Annotated in this window: 11 protein-coding genes; 5 read left to right on the top strand and 6 right to left on the bottom strand. The window is 62.3% G+C overall.

Annotation, left to right across the window (positions count from 1 at the left end; genetic code table 11):
- Positions 1-175: 175 nt before the first annotated feature.
- Positions 176-586, bottom strand: a complete 411-nt coding sequence (locus ACYVIA_RS06730; protein ID WP_460839177.1) for an ANTAR domain-containing response regulator — start codon at positions 584-586, stop codon at positions 176-178.
- Between the two features lie 164 nt (positions 587-750).
- Here ACYVIA_RS06730 and ACYVIA_RS06725 point away from each other — a divergent pair, with 164 nt between their 5' ends.
- Together ACYVIA_RS06725 and ACYVIA_RS06720 are read left to right on the top strand one after the other, a co-directional pair.
- Positions 751-1,305, top strand: coding sequence for a glutathione peroxidase (locus ACYVIA_RS06725; RefSeq protein WP_460839175.1), 555 nt, complete (start codon positions 751-753; stop codon positions 1,303-1,305).
- Positions 1,306-1,462: 157 nt separating this feature from the next.
- Positions 1,463-1,915 carry a universal stress protein gene (locus ACYVIA_RS06720; RefSeq protein WP_460839174.1) on the top strand — a complete coding sequence of 151 codons (453 nt, stop codon included), beginning with the start codon at positions 1,463-1,465 and terminating at the stop codon, positions 1,913-1,915.
- Positions 1,916-2,394: 479 nt separating this feature from the next.
- Here the strand turns inward: ACYVIA_RS06720 and ACYVIA_RS06715 are convergent, their stop codons facing one another.
- From ACYVIA_RS06715 to ACYVIA_RS06705, 3 genes are all read right to left on the bottom strand, one after another.
- On the bottom strand, positions 2,395-3,891 hold the full coding sequence (locus tag ACYVIA_RS06715) for an alpha/beta hydrolase family protein (protein ID WP_460839720.1): 1,497 nt from the start codon (positions 3,889-3,891) through the stop codon (positions 2,395-2,397).
- Between the two features lie 281 nt (positions 3,892-4,172).
- Entirely contained in the window at positions 4,173-4,634 is a 462-nt protein-coding gene (locus ACYVIA_RS06710) for a cyanophycin metabolism-associated DUF1854 family protein (protein WP_460839172.1), read from the bottom strand.
- Positions 4,631-6,925: a cyanophycin metabolism-associated ABC transporter gene (locus ACYVIA_RS06705; protein WP_460839171.1), complete on the bottom strand. Its 2,295-nt coding sequence runs from the start codon at positions 6,923-6,925 to the stop codon at positions 4,631-4,633. The genes ACYVIA_RS06710 and ACYVIA_RS06705 overlap by 4 nt, the downstream gene beginning before the upstream one ends.
- A 317-nt stretch (positions 6,926-7,242) precedes the next feature.
- On the opposite strand from ACYVIA_RS06705, the gene ACYVIA_RS06700 reads away from it, so the two are divergent.
- Positions 7,243-9,414 (top strand): cyanophycin synthetase, encoded by a 2,172-nt coding sequence (locus ACYVIA_RS06700; protein WP_460839169.1) that lies wholly within the window; start codon positions 7,243-7,245, stop codon positions 9,412-9,414.
- Positions 9,415-9,522: 108 nt separating this feature from the next.
- Positions 9,523-12,114 carry a cyanophycin synthetase gene (cphA, locus tag ACYVIA_RS06695; RefSeq protein ID WP_460839167.1) on the top strand — a complete coding sequence of 864 codons (2,592 nt, stop codon included), beginning with the start codon at positions 9,523-9,525 and terminating at the stop codon, positions 12,112-12,114.
- Positions 12,115-12,170: 56 nt separating this feature from the next.
- Here cphA and ACYVIA_RS06690 read toward each other — a convergent pair whose 3' ends face one another.
- The gene (locus ACYVIA_RS06690; protein WP_460839165.1) at positions 12,171-13,337 is read right to left on the bottom strand and encodes a PQQ-dependent sugar dehydrogenase; all 1,167 of its coding nucleotides are present in this window, start codon (positions 13,335-13,337) and stop codon (positions 12,171-12,173) included.
- Between the two features lie 99 nt (positions 13,338-13,436).
- Positions 13,437-13,940, bottom strand: a complete 504-nt coding sequence (locus ACYVIA_RS06685) for a hemerythrin domain-containing protein (RefSeq protein WP_460839164.1) — start codon at positions 13,938-13,940, stop codon at positions 13,437-13,439.
- A gap of 142 nt (positions 13,941-14,082) precedes the next feature.
- On the opposite strand from ACYVIA_RS06685, the gene ACYVIA_RS06680 reads away from it, so the two are divergent.
- A complete protein-coding gene (locus tag ACYVIA_RS06680; RefSeq protein ID WP_460839161.1) occupies positions 14,083-14,982 on the top strand; it encodes a DMT family transporter in 900 nt (299 codons plus the stop codon).
- Positions 14,983-15,026 lie beyond the last annotated feature (44 nt).

Here is a 15,026-nt window from a genome sequence, read left to right as displayed (position 1 = left end):
GATACGGCTCGTATGCGATTCCATTGTATTGAGTACGTTCACAGACCTGATCTGAAAATCTTGACGCAAGGCAAGGAACGCACATGACGTGATCCGGTTCGATGCCGGATTTTTCGAGATAACGATGCTCGGTGCGCCGAGGTGGAGGAAGTGGGCGTGATGAACGCGGGGCGAGTCAGCCTGCGTTGTCTTCGGTGTTTGCCGCGGCGCGGTGCTGCCGTGCCACTTTGACGATGGTGTTGCGAATGCTGGTCAGGACCGTCGCGCCATTGAACGGCTTGACGATGAAACCATGCACGCCGCGCTCAAGCGCAAGCTGTACGGTGGCGGGCGCGATTTGTCCGGAGACGAGGAATACCAGCGCCTTGGGCAAGCCGCTGCGGACGGCATCGAGCTTCTCCAGCCCGGATTCATCCGCCTCGCCGATGTCGATGCATACCAGCTGGGGCCGGAGCTTGATCATGCTCGCAATGCCCGCCGGGCTGCTGGTCGCATCGCCAATCACATCATGGCCACCGCTGACGAGTACGGATGTCAGCAGGTTGCGCGAGATGGCATTGGGGTCGATGACAACCACTTTCAGCATGATTCGAATCCTTGTAATGGCTTGGGTTGCACTGCGAGCCAGGACAGGCTGCAGGTGTGCCTATATTAACAGCAAGCAATACCGGCCCGACAACCCGCATCGGGTTTTGACCTAGAATGAATCGGCCAGATTTTCACTGTACCGTCACTGTCCCGGAGTTCGCCATGATCCTTCGCCTCGTGCTGTCCCTGCTGCTGTCCGGCGTCGCCGCACCGTCGCTGGCGCAGCAACCTGCCGCCTGCCCGTCCATTCTCGACCAGCGTTTCAACCGCTTGCAGGACGATGCCCCACAGCACTTGTGCCAGTATGCCGACAAGGTGGTGCTGGTGGTGAATACCGCCAGTTACTGCGGCTTTACCGGGCAGTACGAGGGACTGGAGGCGCTGTATGCAAAGTACAGCCCGCGCGGGCTGGTCGTGCTCGGTTTTCCGTCCAACGACTTCGGAAAGCAGGAGCCGGGCGACAGCAAGCAGATCGCGGATTTTTGCTTCAACACTTACGGCGTGAAGTTCCCGATGTTCGCGAAGAGCTCGGTGGCCGGCAAGGAGGCGAATCCGCTGCATGCGCACCTCGCGCGCATCACCGGCAGTCCGCCGAAATGGAACTTCCACAAATACCTGATCGACCGCAGCGGCAAGGTGGTCGGCAGCTACGGCAGCCGTACGGCGCCGGATGACGGGAAGCTCGTCGGCGATATCGAGCGTGCGCTGGCGCAGTAGGGGTGCGCCTTTATGCATGTATAGACATGCATATACCGCCGCAAGGTTTGCGGAAATACGCCTTGCCGAAAGAACCACGCGGGGTATGATGCAGTAACGGCACGGCCGGACGCAGCACTGTCGCATTCCGATTCCATTTCGCTCATAGGAGGCAAGCATGTACGGGAGAATACTCGTCGCCTACAACGGCACGCCAGAAAGCCGTCTCGCATTGCAGGAGTGCATCCGCCTTGCTCCCGGCCCCACCGCCCAGATCCATCTGCTTGCAGTCGTGACGCCGACCCCTATTGTGCTGGCCGGTGAATTTGTCGCGGCCGTGCCAACGCTTGACGAGGAGCTGGCGGAGAAGGATGCGATGGCGCAGGTGCTGGAGGCCGGACGCAGGATGCTCAGCGAAGCGGGGCTGAGCGTTTCCACCCATTTGGAAGTGGGCGAGCCGGTGAATGTTGTCGCCGACCTCGTGCACAAGCATGACATCGAGCTGGTCATCGTGGGGCATTCGCGGCAGAAGCCGTTTGCGATGCGGTGGTGGCGTGGGTCGATGGATGCGGTGTTGGTGGATAAGATTCGGTGTAGTGTCTTGGTGGCTTCGGATCCGAAGCATTCCTAACCTGTTGCGGGACATGCGGCTGCGTTCTTGCAGTACGCATGGGTCTTACGTTTCTTCGGTGAGGCGCGGTTGATTTCTCTCCGTAGACGCTTGCCGGGGGCGGCCCGGCAGCCGGTTACTTTCTTTGTCTCGCCAAAGAAAGTAACCAAAGAAAGGCGACCGCGCAGCCGCTGCCCTCCGGGTTCCCGAACGAGTGAACGGCCAAGCGGGAAGCGAAACCAACTCGCCTTCGGCTCAGACATGTTTCGCTTCTTTATCCGCTTGGCCGTTCACTCGTTCGGCAGCGTCAGAAGCGGATGTAATTCTTTCTCCGGCCCGATTTCTCTCGTTATGTTGTCACGGGTGTGGCGCTTCTTGCTCCTCCCCCTTCAAGGGGGAGGTTGGGAGGGGGATGGGTTTTTTGCGGTTCCGCCCACAAAAACCACCTCCCCCGATTTCCATTTCTTCGCTACACCCGCTTCGTCATGTCACGCCTTCGTTCACGACGGGCATGCCGCAACTTGCGGAGCGATCAGGTTACGGGTTGCAATCGTGACCGGGTTGTCGTCGACTGTGCCGGTATTACGGGTGTAGGCGCAGCCGTAAGTCGGGTTGGCCACGGTCGATGGCGTCATCACGTCGTCACCTGCCGGTTTTACGCCGGTCTGTTCCCATGCAACCATTGCGTCGAAGGCTTCGACCTGTTCCTGCACGGTGAAGTCGCAGTGGCTGGGGGCGCGGATGGCGCGTTGTACGAGGAAGGCGCCGTTACCCTGCTCTTCGGCACGCTTGCGGTAGATCTGCTGCATGCTGAACGGGACGTACATGTCGCCGAGGGTGTGGATGGAGACGACCGGGATCTTGAACTGGCCGTTGACCTTCGGGATCCAGCGCAGGCCATCTGCGCGCAGGCGGTTGGCGTCCGGTGCGGCGGTCATGTCGGGGATGGCGGCGTTGAGCGCGGATTCCTGCGGTGAAACCGTGGGATCGCTGTCGAGCTGGTAGGTGAAGCGCGTGGTGTCGAGCGTGCTCTTGTTCAGGATGCCGTTGACGGTGCCGTCGCTGCCGAAGGTGCCCCACACGACGTTTTGCAGCGCGGTGTTGCCGAAGCCTTGCGCAAACACCGGGCGTGCGCCGCCGGTGAGGTTCATGACTACGGCTGCGAGCGCCATGCCCTGTGCGGTGGGCACGGTGCTGAAGGTGGTGAACAGGGTGCTCCGCACAGCCGGCGCGATGTCGGCGAAGCGCTCGGTCGGATGGTTGGCGTAGCCGGCGAGGGTTTGCGCAGTGAGCTGGTAGGCGGCGAAGTAGTCGAACAGTTCAGTGTCGCCCATCACGCCGCACATCGGCACGGCGCCGTCGTACTTCTGCTTGTTGACGGCGGTCTTGTAGGTTTCTTCCTCGATGGCGGCGCCGGTGATGTGGCCGCCCATCGAGTGGCCCATGATGTAGGTGCGGTGCGGCGAGCGCACGACGCGTCCGCGCTCGGCAGCGATCTTCTTGAAGGCGCGGGCGAGTGCATTGGTGTCTTCCACGCCGGCGCGTACGTCGTAGTAGTTCTTGCTGTAACTGGAGGCGGCCCATGCATAGCCGTTTTCAATCAGGTGGCGGCGGATGGACGGCATCGTGATGCGCAGTCCCGGTATCTGGCCCACATAACCGTGGGCGTACATGACAAGCTTGCCGTTCCAGTTCTTCGGCACTTCGATGCGATACGCAGCACCGTCGAGTATGCCGGCCCAGCGGTCGGTCTGCACAGTGCTGCCTGTCAGTGCAGCAAATCCCGGTGAGCCATCCGCCGCGGCTTCATAGTCGGCTGCTGCAGTCGGATCGGGTGCAACGAATTCGCGCGAATCCTGCGCGCGGGCTTCTTCCGTCACGACCTTGCTTTTGGCGGCAAGGGTGGCGTCCGCCGCGCCGAGTGCATCGTTTTGTCCGCTACCGCATCCGGCAAGCCAGAATGCGCTGCCCAGAATCAGGCCACCGCCTTTCAACATCTTTATTTTCACGGGTGTCTCCTCATTAGTCGTTATTGGTGTTCTGCAATGCAGAACGACGTTCCGTTACTGCGACTTGCTGATTCAACATACGTGAAAAAGTGGTGACAAAAAGAGGCAAAGAAACAAGTTTTGCGCCTGCGCAATTGACTTTGCCGAGCGGAAATATAAGTGAGCCAAGAAGCGGCAGTCAGGCTGGAAACAATGCGGCAGGAACGCGCTGCGCCGCCCGGCATGCGAGCGCACACCCGGAGCGGGGTGGTGACTTACAAGGAGATGACTTACAGGAAGCGGTCGAGCAATTTACGGCTGGCCTTGTCCAGCGCCTGCACGTTGCGCACGAGGTATTGCACGCCGTGGCTGTCTGCAATCAGCAAGGTGTCGTGGGCGATGCGGCGAATGTCTTCTTCACCCTTGAGCACGAAGCGCGCATCGCCACGGTCGGTCTCGACGTCCCAGGTGCTGGGTACGGCAAATGTGGAAACGTCCTTCAGGCGCTTGATCTCCGGCAGGAACTCGCGGTTCTTCAGTTCTTCTTCGAGCAGCGTGCGGACGTCGGCCGGCAGGTCGGCAAGGCGCTCGATCCATGCCAGTTCGTGGCCGTCGACATCGACCAGCGCGATGCCGGAGTCCGGCGCAGCAATCGGGAAAGCGCGCACCGGCACCACGCCTTCATGCGTGCCTTCTGCATCAGACAATACGAGCTTGCCGAAGGCGTTACGGGTTAATTGAAATGTGCTCATGCCGTGCTTTCTGTCGATTCGGCCTTGACCAGCGCTTCGATTGCCTCGTTCTCCACGAGCCGCTGCTGCGCCTGGTACAGCCGGTAGTACGCGCCTTCGCGCGCGAGCAGTTCCTCATGCTTGCCGACCTCGACGATCTGGCCCTTGTCCAGTACCACCAGCCGGTCCGCCTGGCGCAGCGTGGACAGGCGGTGTGCAATCGCGATCGTGGTGCGGCCGCGCACGAGGTTGTCGAGCGCCTTCTGGATTTCCTTCTCGGTCGTGGTGTCCACCGACGACGTCGCTTCATCGAGGATCAGCAGTTGCGGATCGATCAGCAGCGCGCGCGCGATCGAGATGCGCTGGCGCTCGCCACCCGACAGCGTCTGCCCGCGCTCGCCGACCAGCGAGTCGTAGCCGTGCGGCAGGCGCAGGATGAATTCATGCGCATTCGCGGCACGCGCAGCTGCAATGATTTCCTCGCGCGTGGCGCCCGGCTTGCCGTAGGCGATGTTGTCTGCGATCGTGCCGAAGAACAGGAAGGGCTCCTGCAGCACCAGCCCGATGTGACGGCGGTATTCCGCCACCGGCAGCGAACGGATATCGACGCCGTCGACCATGATCGCGCCCTCGGATACGTCATAGAAACGGCAGATCAGGTTCACCAGCGTGCTCTTGCCAGATCCGCTGTGACCAACCAGGCCGATCATTTCACCCGGCTTGATCGACAGGTCGACGCCGCGGAGCACCGCACGGTTGCCATAGCGGAAACCAACCTGTTTGATGTCGATGCGGCCTTCGATCTTCTGCAAATGCACCGGGTTCTGCGACTCGGGCACGGACGACACATGGTCGAGGATGTCGAAGATGCGCTTGGCGCCGGCCGCCGCTTTCTGCGTCACCGACACGATGCGGCTCATCGAATCGAGCCGTGTATAGAAGCGGCCGATGTACGCGAGGAAGGCGGTCAGCACACCCACCGTGATGTCGCCGCGCGATACCTGCCAGATGCCGACGCCCCACACGATCAGCAAGCCGATCTCGGTCAGGAAGGTAACGGTTGGCGAGAACAGTGACCAGATCTTGTTCACGCGGTCATTGATGGCGAGGTTATGCTTGTTCGCTTCGCGGAAGCGGGCTGCTTCGCGCTTTTCCTGTGCGAAGGCCTTCACCACGCGGATGCCGGGGATGGTGTCGGCCAGCACGTTGGTGACCTCGCCCCAGACGCGGTCGATCTTCTCGAATCCGTGGCGCAGCCTGTCGCGCACGAGATGGATCATCCAGGCGATGAACGGCAGCGGCAGCAGCGTTACCAGTGCCAGCCACGGGTTGATCGACACGAGGATGATCGCGGTCATCGTGATCATCAGCACATCGGTCGCAAAGTCGAGCAGGTGCAGCGACAGGAACACGCAGATGCGGTCGGTCTCCGACCCGATGCGCGCCATCAGGTCGCCGGTGCGCCGCCCGCCGAAGTATTCGAGCGACAGCTTCATCAGGTGCTCATAGGTCGACGTGCGCAGATCGGCGCCGATGCGCTCGGACACCAGCGCAAGGATGTAGGTGCGCGCCCAGCCCAGTATCCACGCCACCAGCGCGGCGCCGAACAGGCCCGACAGGTACAGCGCAACCAGACTGACGTCGATCTGCTGGCCGTTCTGATAAGGAATCAGCACATTGTCCATCAGCGGCATGGACAGATAAGGCGGCACCAGCGTCGCCGCCGTTGAAGCAAGTGTCAACAAAAAACCGGCCAGCAGCTGGCCCTTGTAAGGCTTGGCAAAACGCCACAGGCGGAACAAGGTCCACGTCGACGGCGGCGTATGCACCTCGCGCGTGCAGACCGGGCATTCCTCCTGGTCCGGCGGCAGCGGCGCCTTGCAGCTCGGGCAAATGGCCTGTTCCGGCTCTGCAGCGGGCACGCCGCTGACGGCGGCATCGCGCTGCAGCTCAAACTGGTCGATCAGGCGCAGCGCCTCCGGATTGTGGCCGAGCGTGTAGCGCCAGCAAGCCAGGCGCGCGGTGGCATCGTGCAGTTCAAGCGTGCCGACGCCGGCATGATCGTGATGCGCGAGCTTCAGCTCACGTCGGTATGGCCATTCTGTCCATTCGTGCTCGCCGGAAGTCCTGGCCAGCAGACGCCGGTCGGTGACGACCACGAGGCCTGGCGCAAAGCGCAGCTGCGCATCGAGGTCCAGTTCGAGGCTCGCATGTACGGTTTCGCCGTGATGCAGGCGCGAGGTCACTTCGGCGTGCCATGCATCAGGTAGAGCTTGTCGAAAAGACAAGCTTGGTGCGGACTCAGTTTTCATTCAGGGCAGGAGTAATCCAGTGGCAAACAAGCGTTTGCATAATAAGTGCGGGGTCTCGGCGTGCGGGCCGAAACTGATATCAAGCCGTCACGATGCCGGATAAGCACCAGATCAGCGCCACATCAGCACCATATCGGACCGGCCGAAACGGCAAACGAAGCGACTAAGTATACCGACACGGTGCGCGTCTTTTCTGGTAATTTCGCGTGCTCAACAAATTTTCTGAAACAAGTAAACCAATCCCCATGTCGAACGTTAATTACTGATTCCAGTCACGACGTTCGCATTCAAGCAATAACGCTCGCTTGCCCTGCCACATGAACAAGAAATCCATAGAGATTGTCAATGTACTATCACTGCGCGGACCGAACATTTGGACTTATCGTCCCGTCATCGAAGCGTGGGTCGACATCGGTGATCTCGAAGATTCACCCTCCAATACCATTCCGGGTTTTTACGAGCGCCTGACTGCCATGCTGCCGGGCTTGATCGAACACCGTTGCGGTGTCGGCGAGCGCGGCGGCTTCCTGCAGCGCCTGCGTGAAGGCACCTGGCCGGCGCACATCATGGAACACGTGATGATCGAGCTGCAGAACCTGGCCGGCGTGCAGACCGGTTTTGGCAAGGCGCGCGAAACCTCGCAACGCGGCGTGTACAAGGTCACCGTGCGCGCCCGCTACGACCAGGTCAGCCGTGCTGCGCTGGTTGCCGCGCGCGACCTGGTGATGGCGGCGATCGAAGACCGGCCGTATGACGTCGCTGGTTGCGTCAAGCAGCTGACCGACCTCGCCGAGAAAGTGGCGCTCGGCCCGAGCACCGCCAATATCGTCGATGCCGCCACCGATCGTCGCATTCCGTACACACGACTGAACGATGGCAACCTGGTTCAGCTCGGTTACGGTGCGCGCTCGCGCCGCATCTGGACTGCGGAAACCGACCAGACCAGCGCGATCTCGGAGAGCATTTCCCGCGACAAGGACCTGACCAAATCGCTGCTGAAAGCCTGCGGCGTGCCGGTGCCGGAAGGGCGGATCGTGACCAGTCCCGACGACGCCTGGGACGCGGCGCAGGACATTGGCTTGCCGGTCGTGGTCAAACCTTCCGACGCCAACCACGGCCGTGGCGTGTCGATGGACCTGAACACCCAACAGGAAATCGAAGCCGCCTACAAGCTCGCCGATGAAGAAGGCAGCGACGTCATCGTCGAACGCTTCATCCGTGGCGATGAGCATCGCCTGCTGATCGTCGGCGGCAAGCTGGTCGCCGCCACCAAGGGTGAGATCGCCACCGTGACTGGCGACGGCGTCTCCAACATCACGCAGCTGATCGAGAGCCAGATCAACAGCGACCCGCGCCGCGGCGAGCATGAGGAGTTTCCGCTCAGCCTGATCACCTACGACGAAGACCCGACGATCCTGCTGGTGCTGGAGCGTCAGGGATTCACGCCGGAGTCGGTGCCGCCGGCCGGCAAGGCCGTGCTGATCCAGAGCCGCGGCAACCTGGCATTCGACTGCACCGACGATGTCCATCCAGAAGTGGCCGCCGCGGCTTCTCTGGCTGCGCGCATTGTCGGCCTCGATATCGCCGGCGTCGACATGGTGGCCCAGAACATTTCCCGTCCGCTCGACGAGCAGGGCGGCGCGATCGTGGAAGTCAATGCCGGCCCGGGCCTGTTGATGCACCTGAAACCCGCCAGCGGGCGCCCGCGCCCGGTGGGCCGTGCGATCGTCGATCATCTATTCCCCGATCCGGGCAGCGATGGACGCATCCCGGTTGCCGGCGTGACCGGCAGTCACGGCAAGACGATGGTGGCACGCCTGGTCGGTCGCATGCTCAAGCTGCATGGCAGCAATGTGGCGGTGGCCTGTACAGACGGATTGTTCATACGCGGACGGAAAACAGTTGATGCCGACTGTGCCAGCTGGCAGTACGCCAATCGCGTCCTGATGAACCGCGCGGTCGAAGCCGCGGTGTTCGAGAACGGTTTCCGCGCAATACTGACCGAAGGCGTCGCGTATGACCGCTGCCAGGTCGGCGTGGTGACCAATATCGCCGAAGACGCACGCCTGCCCGAGCTGTACATCGAGGACGCCGACGACATGAAGAAGGTCGCGCGCACCCAGGTCGATATCGTGCTGCCCGAGGGCACCGCCGTGCTGAATGCTGCCGATCCTCGCGTGGTCACCATGGCCGAACTGTGTGACGGCGGCGTCATCTTCTTTGCGGTATCGCCGGATGCCAAGGCATTGGTGCAGCATCGTGCCGACGGAGGCCGTGCGGTCTTCCTGCGCGGCGACAAGGTGGTCCAGGCGACCGGCGCCAGCGAGTCACCCCTGTTCGAACTTGCCGAGCTCGCGATTGCTGACCTCGACAAGCGTCCGTATATCGTCGAAAACATTCTTGCAGCGGTCGGCGCCGGCTGGGCGCTAGGTGTCACCACGGAGCAGATGCTCGCGGCACTCGCCTCGTATGACTTCGGCAGCGCGTGAAGAAACAGTAATCGAATTGAAGAACAAAGGTCCGTCGGGAACGGGCTGGAAAGCAAGCATGGCAGCCGCAGCGACGCGCCGCAGCCAGGCAAACAAGGAAAAATATTGATGGAAATCTCGCGTATCCGCGCCTTGCGCGGCCCTAACTTGTGGAGTCGGCATACGTCAATCGAGGCGATCGTGTCGTGCAGCGACGCCGAGCGCGACATCAGCGGATTGCCGGGTGTCGAAGCCAGGCTGCGTACGCGTTTCCCGGAGATCAAATTCCTCGAACCGGCCAGCGCCGGCCATCCCTTTTCACTGGCGCATGTGCTCGAAGCCGCTGCACTCGGATTGCAGGCGCATGCAGGCTGCCCGGTCACGTTCAGCCGTGCGGTGGAAACGGTGGAAAGCGGTACCTACCAGGTCGTGGTCGAGTACACCGAAGAAGACGTCGGCCGCCTTGCCTTCGAACTGGCGGACCAGCTGTGCCGCAGCGCGCTCGAGGACACGCCGTTCGACCTGCAGGCCGCGCTCGAGCGCCTGCGCGAGCTCGACGAGGACATCCGCCTCGGACCGAGCACCGGCTCCATTGTGCAGGCTGCGGTTGCGCGCGGCATTCCCTACCGCCGCCTGACCGAAGGCAGCATGGTGCAGTTTGGCTGGGGCAGCCGCCAGCGCCGCATCCAGGCGGCCGAAACCAGCGCCACCAGCGCGATTGCCGAGTCGATTGCGCAGGACAAGGAACTGACCAAGATGCTGCTCGACGCCGCCGGCGTGCCGGTGCCGAACGGCCGTTCCGTCACCGACGCGGAAGACGCGTGGAAGGCCGCCTGCGAGATCGGCGGCCCGGTCGTGGTCAAGCCGCGCGACGGCAACCAGGGCAAGGGTGTCGCGGTCAATATCCGTACCCGTGAAGAAGTGCTGGCCGCGTTTGCGGTGGCGCAGGGCATCAGCGACGACGTCATCGTCGAGCGCTACATTACCGGCCACGATTTCCGCATGCTGGTCGTGGGTGACCAGCTGGTTGCCGCCGCACGCCGCGCCCCGCCGCAAGTGACCGGCGATGGCGTGCATACCATCAGCGAGCTGATCGAACAGGTCAACCGCGATCCGCGCCGCGGCTCCGGCCATGCAACGTCGCTGACCAAGATCCGTCTTGACGACATCGCGCGTGCGACGATGGCCAAACAGGGCTTTACTGCCGACAGTATTCCGCCGATCGGCACGCTGGTCGTGCTGCGCAACAACGCCAACCTGTCCACCGGCGGCACGGCCACCGACGTAACCGATGACGTGCATCCGGACGTGGCCGCGCGCGCGGTCGAAGCGGCGCAGATGGTCGGCCTCGATATCTGCGGTGTCGATCTCGTCTGCGAAAGCGTGATCAAGCCGCTGGAAGAACAGGGCGGCGGCATCGTCGAAGTGAACGCGGCGCCCGGCCTGCGCATGCACCTGCAGCCATCGTTCGGCAAGGGACGCGCGGTCGGCGAAGCGATTATTTCCACCATGTTCAAGGACGGCGACGACGGCCGCATTCCGGTGGTCGCGGTGGCCGGCACCAATGGCAAGACCACGACGGTCAAGCTGATCGCGCACCTGCTCGTGGCGAACAAGTACCGGGTCGGCATGACCGGCACCGATGGCGTGTACATCAGCAATGTGCGCGACAACAAGCCGGTGATGGACCGCATCGACACCGGCGACTGCAGCGGCCCGCGCAGCGCGCGTAACGTGCTGTTGCACCCGGATGTCGACGCCGCCGTATTCGAAACCGCCCGCGGCGGCGTTCTGCGCGAAGGCCTCGGCTTCGACCGCTGCAATGTCGCGGTCGTCACCAACATCGGCGAAGGCGACCACCTTGGGCTGAACTACATCACCACGGTCGAAGACCTTGCCGTGGTCAAGCGCGTCATCGTGCAGAACGTGGCACCGAACGGCACCGCGGTACTCAATGCCGCCGACCCGATGGTGGCGAACATGGCTGGCGTCTGCCCCGGCAGCGTCACCTTCTTCGCCAGGGACGTGCACCATCCGGTCATGGCCAGCCATCGCGCGCAGGGACGTCGCGTCGTGTTTGTCGATGGTGATGCCATCGTCGCCGCCGAAGGCAAGGACGCCTACCGCATCGCACTGGCCGACATTCCACTCACCCGCAACGGCATGATCGGTTTCCAGGTCGAGAATGCGATGGCCGCCATCGGCGCGGCATGGGGCCTGGGTCTCGACTGGGCGACGGTGCGCGCCGGGCTCCAGACCTTCGTCAGCGACGCGCAGAGCGCGCCAGGCCGCTTCAACCTGTTCTCCTACAATGGCGCCACGCTGATTGCCGACTACGGCCATAACCCGGATGCGATTGCCGCACTGGTGAAAGCTGTCGACAGCATGCCGGCCAAACGCCGCAGCGTGGTCATCAGCGGCGCCGGCGACCGTCGCGATATCGACATCCGCCGCCAGACCGAAATCCTGGGCGATGCATTCGACGCCATCGTGCTATACGAAGACCAGTGCCAGCGCGGCCGTGAAGATGGCGAGGTGATCAAGCTGTTGCGCGAAGGGTTGGTCAATGCCTCGCGCGCAAAGTCGGTGAAAGAGATCAAGGGCGAGTTCCTGGCGATCGATACCGCACTGGCTGAACTCTCCGAGGGCGACCTCTGCCTGATCCTGATCGACCAAGTGGATGAGGCACTGGCGTATATCAGCCAGCGCGCAACGCAGTAAGCACCATCAGGAGCATCACGAGGGCTGCGCGTGCGTTGCCCTCGCCCGCCTGCCGCTCAGCGTGGCTGCAGACGGATCAGCTGCCCCTTGTCTTCATCGGTCAGCACATACAGCAAGCCATCCGGTCCCTCGCGCACATCGCGGATGCGCTGCTTCAGGTTCTCCAGCAGTTTTTCTTCCTTGACGACCTTGTCGCCCTGCAGCTGGAGCCGCGCAAGATATTTGAATTTCAGCGAGCCGACAAACAGATTGCCCTGCCAGTCCTTGCCGTACTTGTCGCTGCGCAGGAAAGCCATGCCGGACGGGGCGATCGACGGCGTCCAGTAATGTATCGGCTGTTCCATCCCCGGTCGTGCGGTTTCTCCTTCACCGACCTTCGCGCCGCCATAATGGACGCCATAGCTGATCACCGGCCAGCCATAGTTCTTGCCCCCTTCCGGCCGGTTGATTTCATCACCGCCCTGTGCGCCGTGCTCATTCATCCAGACCTTGCCGTCGAGGCCGAGCGTTGCGCCTTGCGGGTTGCGGTGGCCGAAGCTCCATATCTCCGGCAACGCACCGCGGTTGGCAAGGCTCCTGCCGGCAAACGGATTGTCCGGCGGTACCGATCCATCCTTGCCGATGCGCACCACCTTGCCATGATGATTGTCGAGACGCTGCGCATCCTGCATGCGCTTGAAGCGATCGCCCAAGGTCATGTACAGCGTGCCGTCACCGTGCTCGACGATGCGGCAGCCGAAATGCAGGTTGCTCTCGAACTTGGGCTGCTGGCTGAAGATGACCTTCACTTGCTCGAGCCGGCGACCGTCATCCGACAGCCGGGCCGATGCCAGCGCGGTCGAGTTGGCGTCGGCCTGTTCGCCCTTGCCCGGCTCGGAAAAACAGAAATAGATGGTGCGGTTGCGCGAAAAGTCACGGTCGGTGATTACATCCAGCAGCCCGCCTTGTCCTCCCGCATCTACCTTGGGCAAGCCCGCGATCGGCGGGCCCATTTCCCCGTTCGGATGCACCAGTCGCATGCGCCCCGGCCGCTCGGTCACCAGCATGCGGCCGCCGTCCACAAACGCCAGTCCCCACGGATGTTCAAGGCCGCGAGCGATGACTTCCGGCTGTATCTTCGTGCCGCCTTCCTGCGCACTTGCCGGGGAAAGTGCGGCGAACGAGAGCAATGCAGCAAGCACCAGCTTGCGATCGGGAATGCGACGGCATGGTGAAGTGGTCATGGCTGGTCCTGAGTCGGTCATGCCGCCATTGTGCCCAAGCGCACGCCGACCGGCATGAAGTACAGCAAATCCGGGGCGTGGCGCCATGCCGCGCAGCGCCTATTCCAGCGGCGCCGCGGACGCGGTTTCGTTCGACACGGCCTCGCGCGGCTGACCCAGCTTCGTCAGGTCGAGTTGACGTGCAATCATTGCCTTGCCCAATGCCTCGCGCCGGTTTTCGTCGAGCAGCTTCAGCACTTCCGGGAACAGGTGCTCCTCCTCTTCCTTGTGGTGATGTTCGGTCTGCTCCTTCAGCACCTTGAATTTCGGCTCGAAGGACTTGTCCGACGGCTCCATCTCGATCAGGTCGGCAAGGAGGCGCTTGAGCGACAGGTGTTCCTCCAGGGACTCCAGCAGATCATCCTCGGTGCAGGCTTCGTGCACCGCCGGATAAAAGATTTCTTCCTCTGCTTTGATATGTACTGTCAGGCGATCTGCCGCCTGCACAAACAGCGCCTTGGTTGTGTCGTCGCCGTGTGTGTCGGCGACCTGCTGCAACAGGCTTTCCATTTCACGATGTTGCGCCGTCAGGAATTTCACTGCGTCCGTTTCTGCTTGTGTCATTACGCTGCTCCGATGTGAGTTTGACAAGCTTAGAGACAGGAAAAACGAACTGGTTCAGAGCGCATCGCATACAAGCAGTACGCGCATGCGGAAAAGCGGGCGGGCACTTACAATACCGCCGTCCTGTTTACGAAAGAAAATAATGATCGAGCGCAAGCCTCTCGACGCCGTTGCGATTTCCGTGATGCTGGTGCTGTGCGTGTTGTGGGGATTGCAGCAGGTTGCGGTCAAGCTTGCCGCACCGGGAATGGCGCCGGTGATGCAGATCGGACTGCGTTCCGCGATTGCGGCGATCCTCGTGTGCTGCCTGATGTGGTGGCGCGGCGAACGCCTGTCGACGCGTGCCGGCATATTCAGTGCAGGCATTGCGACGGGCGTGCTGTTCTCGCTGGAGTTCCTGTGCGTCGCGATCGGCCTGCAGTACACGACGGCGTCGCATATGTCGGTGTTCCTGTACACGGCGCCGATCTTTACCGTGCTCGGCCTGCACTGGTCGATCTCCGGCGAGCGTCTCGGCATGCTGCAGTGGAGTGGTGTGATTGCCGCCTTTGCGGGTGTTGCGGTGGCCTTTTCCAACGGCTTTGCCGAGGGCTCACGCGCATGGGCCGACATGTTGATCGGCGATGCGCTGGGTGTGCTGGGCGGCATCTTCTGGGCAGCCACCACCGTACTGATCCGGCGCTCTGCATTGTCCGAGGCTCCACCAGCAACGACCCTGCTGTATCAGCTCGGCACCTGCGGCGTGCTGCTCCTGGGCATTGCACTGGCGACCGGGCAGGCGTACCAGGTATCGATGACCGGCATCGTCTGGGCCAGCCTGTTTTTCCAAGCCGTCATCGTCGCCTTCATCAGCTTCCTGCTGTGGTTCTGGCTGTTGCGGCAGTATCTGGCCTCCCGCCTTTCCGTGTTTTCTTTTCTCACACCGATGTTCGGCGTCGGCTTCGGTGTCCTGTTGCTCGGAGATCCGCTCGACCCGCGCTTCGTGCTCGGCGCGGCGCTCGTGATGATCGGTGTTGTGATGGTGAATTTGCGCGGCAGGTAGGCACTTTTCCGCTTCAGAATTGCCTAAGTCTTTCGGTGGCGCAA

This window comes from Noviherbaspirillum agri (assembly GCF_054780595.1).
The sequence above is the reverse complement of the archived record's forward strand: the minus strand, read 5'-3'. Positions and strand labels throughout refer to the sequence as shown.

What these genes read in the sequence shown, in the direction of transcription:
- ACYVIA_RS06705 (WP_460839171.1), bottom strand. Translation starts at nt 6,925, where the DNA reads ATGAAAACTGAGTCCGCACCAAGCTTGTCTTTTCGACAAGCTCTACCT.
- ACYVIA_RS06720 (WP_460839174.1), top strand. Translation starts at nt 1,463, where the DNA reads ATGTACGGGAGAATACTCGTCGCCTACAACGGCACGCCAGAAAGCCGT.
- ACYVIA_RS06710 (WP_460839172.1), bottom strand. Translation starts at nt 4,634, where the DNA reads ATGAGCACATTTCAATTAACCCGTAACGCCTTCGGCAAGCTCGTATTG.
- ACYVIA_RS06715 (WP_460839720.1), bottom strand. Translation starts at nt 3,891, where the DNA reads ATGTTGAAAGGCGGTGGCCTGATTCTGGGCAGCGCATTCTGGCTTGCC.
- ACYVIA_RS06700 (WP_460839169.1), top strand. Translation starts at nt 7,243, where the DNA reads ATGAACAAGAAATCCATAGAGATTGTCAATGTACTATCACTGCGCGGA.
- ACYVIA_RS06690 (WP_460839165.1), bottom strand. Translation starts at nt 13,337, where the DNA reads ATGACCACTTCACCATGCCGTCGCATTCCCGATCGCAAGCTGGTGCTT.
- cphA (WP_460839167.1), top strand. Translation starts at nt 9,523, where the DNA reads ATGGAAATCTCGCGTATCCGCGCCTTGCGCGGCCCTAACTTGTGGAGT.
- ACYVIA_RS06680 (WP_460839161.1), top strand. Translation starts at nt 14,083, where the DNA reads ATGATCGAGCGCAAGCCTCTCGACGCCGTTGCGATTTCCGTGATGCTG.
- ACYVIA_RS06685 (WP_460839164.1), bottom strand. Translation starts at nt 13,940, where the DNA reads ATGACACAAGCAGAAACGGACGCAGTGAAATTCCTGACGGCGCAACAT.
- ACYVIA_RS06730 (WP_460839177.1), bottom strand. Translation starts at nt 586, where the DNA reads ATGCTGAAAGTGGTTGTCATCGACCCCAATGCCATCTCGCGCAACCTG.
- ACYVIA_RS06725 (WP_460839175.1), top strand. Translation starts at nt 751, where the DNA reads ATGATCCTTCGCCTCGTGCTGTCCCTGCTGCTGTCCGGCGTCGCCGCA.